Source organism: Acidimicrobiales bacterium (assembly GCA_036273495.1).
Classification (GTDB): Bacteria; Actinomycetota; Acidimicrobiia; order Acidimicrobiales; family JAJPHE01; genus DASSEU01.
This window is the reverse complement of sequence record DASUHN010000332.1, coordinates 1-2990: the sequence shown is the minus strand read 5'-3', so window position 1 is coordinate 2990 and position 2990 is coordinate 1. Positions and strand designations below refer to the sequence as shown.

The following is a 2990-nucleotide window of genomic DNA, read 5'->3' as shown; positions in this document are numbered from 1 at the left end:
GTCCTGGTCCTTGTCGCTGCGGTCTCGGGCATGGGGCGGGAGGGGAGGGCGGCGGCCGCTTCGCCCGTGGAGGAGCCGGCGCCCTACTCGCACTGCCAGGCCGACCCCAGCTTCTGCGCCGACGGTGAGGAGCCGGCCCTGCCGCCCAACCAGGGCAACGGGAGGCCGCCGGCCAAGTCCGCCGCGACGACGGATGCCCAGGCGGGGATCCCCCAGCTGAGCACGCCGGCCCTGGTGAGAGGCGCGTCGGTGGCGGCGGGCCCGGCCGGCACGACGGATGCGGCGCCGGGCTCCGCTCCGGCCCCGGGCAACGACCGGGCCATGGTGTTCTCCGTCTTCGCCCACCCCGACGACGACGGGGCCGACTCCGTGCTCTGGGCGGGCGTGGCCCCGGCCCCGGGCGCCAGCCTGAGCCCGGGGTCGGGGTCCTCCACCCACGACCTGTACAAGGTCGACGTGGTGATGACCAACGGGGAGAACTCGGGGGCGTGCTTCAGCGAGCCCCAGGCCGACGACGCCGACTTCGACGGGGACAACGACCTGGCCGGGATCGGACCCGATTCGAGCTCTCCCCCTGACAGCTACTCCGACCCGGCCGGTCCCTACTGGTACCAGGGACCGAGCAACCCGAGCGGGGATCCCGCCGGCGTCGAGGACTCCAACAGCTCGGCCAGCTACGTGCAGCCCGACGACGGGGAGTACTGGCCCGGCTCGGACGGCACCAACACCACCATCGACGCCTGGCCGGGCAAGGCGCTGGCGAACAACGGAGCAGGCCCGTACCCGGCCGCCTTTCCCGACGACCCCGCCGACTTCTCCGCCCTCGGGGGGTGCCGGGCCGGGCGCCTGGCCGCCCTGACCAACATGGTCCAGGACCTCGACACCCACAACGACGTCGGGGCCCGGTTCCCCGACCCGGGCTACGACGACTACGCCCCCCGCCAGGTGTGCTTCACCGGAGTGCCGACCTACTGGAACGGGTCCTCGGACACGACCTCGCCCAAGGATCCGTGCGCCTACCTGTGGGTGGGGGACCGCGGCGCGGTGGTGGCGTTCGACCTCGGTGACCTGAACCAGAGCTGGGACGGCGGGGACTACCCGGCCGAGGAGGCCTACGGCCTGTCCCCGCAGGACTTGGTGTGGGCGCTGCGGTCCCTCGACGCCAACAAGGCCGCCATCGGCCTGCCCGACCTGCCCGACGACGCCTTCATCTCCGACGCCTGGTACAACGCGACCGCACCCGGGGGGTCGACGCCGGCGTCCGGCACCGAGTGGGGCGGGACGTGCGAGGCCTACGGCCACTGGAACCACTACGCGGTGCGGACCGCCCTCTACCAGAGCGCCGTCGTCCCCGGGGTGCCCAACTTCGGGCGGGCGTGCTCGGGGGACCCGGCCGTCGGGAGCCACGGCATGGTCCTCACCCCGTCACCGAACTCCGCCCTGGCCTCGTTCATGGCCGCCTTCTACGGCCCCCCTTCCGGCGTCCCCTACGACACCTACGCCGCCCGGCAGTACGGCTTCGAGGTCGGCGGGTACTTCGGGTGGAACGACGCCCTTCCCGCCAACTGCGGCACCGGGCCGGGGATCACCGAGGGGGAGTGGTCCTGCGACGAGGCGTTCTGGGAGTCGCCGGCGACGGGCGGGCCGTGAGCACCAGGAGGACGTGTTTGGCGAGGGAGTACCCGCACGGCGCCCGCAGTAGCCGAGCGCGCCGGCTCGCTGAGGCAAGGTTGACGGACTAGCCCGATCGGGTGGTCGGCCATTTGATCATCCGTGTAGCGGTGCCGTAACGCCTGTTCCTTACCGTCCGGCGCGTGCTCGTCTCGTTCGTGCTGCGACTGCGCCCCGACCACCTGGCCTTCGGTGAGCTGGTCGGCGAGGTCGAAGACGTCGAGTCGGGCGTCCGACATCCGCTCATGGGGACGACCGATCTCATCGCCTTCTGCGCGCGGGTTGCGGGATCTGGCGGCGATGAGCCGGGAGCTTCGAGGTCATCGGGGACGTTGACGGTCTAATGCGGTCCGACCATCCCGAAGATCATCCCCGGCGTGACGCCGGTGTGGCGCTCCCCTTCGCACCATCTCCCGAGTACGTGGACAGGAAGGTCATTTAGGTACATGACTACGCACAGCTCCTCACAGCCGATCGCACGTCACGCCCGCTCGTTCGTGCGGCTGACGAGCGTATTCGTCGGCGTCGCTCTAGGCGCCGGCACGCTCAGCACGTTGGCATACGCCGGGGGGGTCTCCGGCCGGACGCCTCCGAGCACCGCCCCCACGCTGTACTCATGGGGGCACAACTCCGCAGGCCAGCTCGGGTCTGGCACCACGGCCGACAACGCCACGCCCGGTGCTGTGACTCTTCCCGGCGGCGCGACCGCGGTGCAGGTTGGCGCCGGCAGCGACTTCTCGTTGGCGGTCGGCTCGGACGGCAATCTGTATGCGTGGGGCGACAACGCCGACGGGCAGCTCGGCGACGGGACCACCTCCTCCTCTTCCACCCCCGTGGAGGTCAGCTTGCCGGCGGCGGCGGAGCCGGCCACGGCGGTCGCCGCCGGTGATGCATTCGCGATGGCCATCGGCGCCGACGGCAACGTGTACTCCTGGGGAGACAACACCCACGGCCAGCTGGGCAACGGGACGACGATGGCCAGCTCCACTCCCGTGAAGGTGAGCCTGCCGTCGGGCGACGCGGCCAGCAGCATCACGGCCGGCGCCAGCTTCGCGCTGGCGACGCTGGCCACGCCGGGCACCTACAGCTGTTTGCCGAGGCGCTGCGCCACCTCGGGGGCCCGCACAAGCGGTTTGGCCGGGCGCGCACCGAGCTGGCACGGGGGCGACGCCTGGCCCGGGCCGGACGCCGCTCTGCCGCCGAGGGTCGATTGAGCACCGCCCTGTCCCTGTTCGTGCAGCTGGACGCGTCGGGATGGGCGCAGCGGGCCAGAGACGAGCTGCACAGGCTCGGTGTCGCCAGCGGGAACGACGCCCGCC

At 72.1% G+C, this 2990-nt stretch carries 3 protein-coding genes; all 3 read left to right on the top strand.

Annotated features, from left to right (window positions below; translation table 11 throughout):
* A partial coding sequence (locus VFW24_14200; protein ID HEX5267913.1) for a hypothetical protein occupies nucleotides 1–1650 on the top strand: 1650 nt, incomplete at its 5' end.
* 164 nt (nucleotides 1651–1814) lie between these two features.
* Nucleotides 1815–2015 carry a hypothetical protein gene (locus tag VFW24_14195; GenBank protein ID HEX5267912.1) on the top strand — a complete coding sequence of 67 codons (201 nt, stop codon included), beginning with the start codon at nucleotides 1815–1817 and terminating at the stop codon, nucleotides 2013–2015.
* Nucleotides 2016–2117: 102 nt separating this feature from the next.
* Nucleotides 2118–2885, top strand: coding sequence for a hypothetical protein (locus tag VFW24_14190; protein ID HEX5267911.1), 768 nt, complete (start codon nucleotides 2118–2120; stop codon nucleotides 2883–2885).
* Nucleotides 2886–2990: the final 105 nt, after the last annotated feature.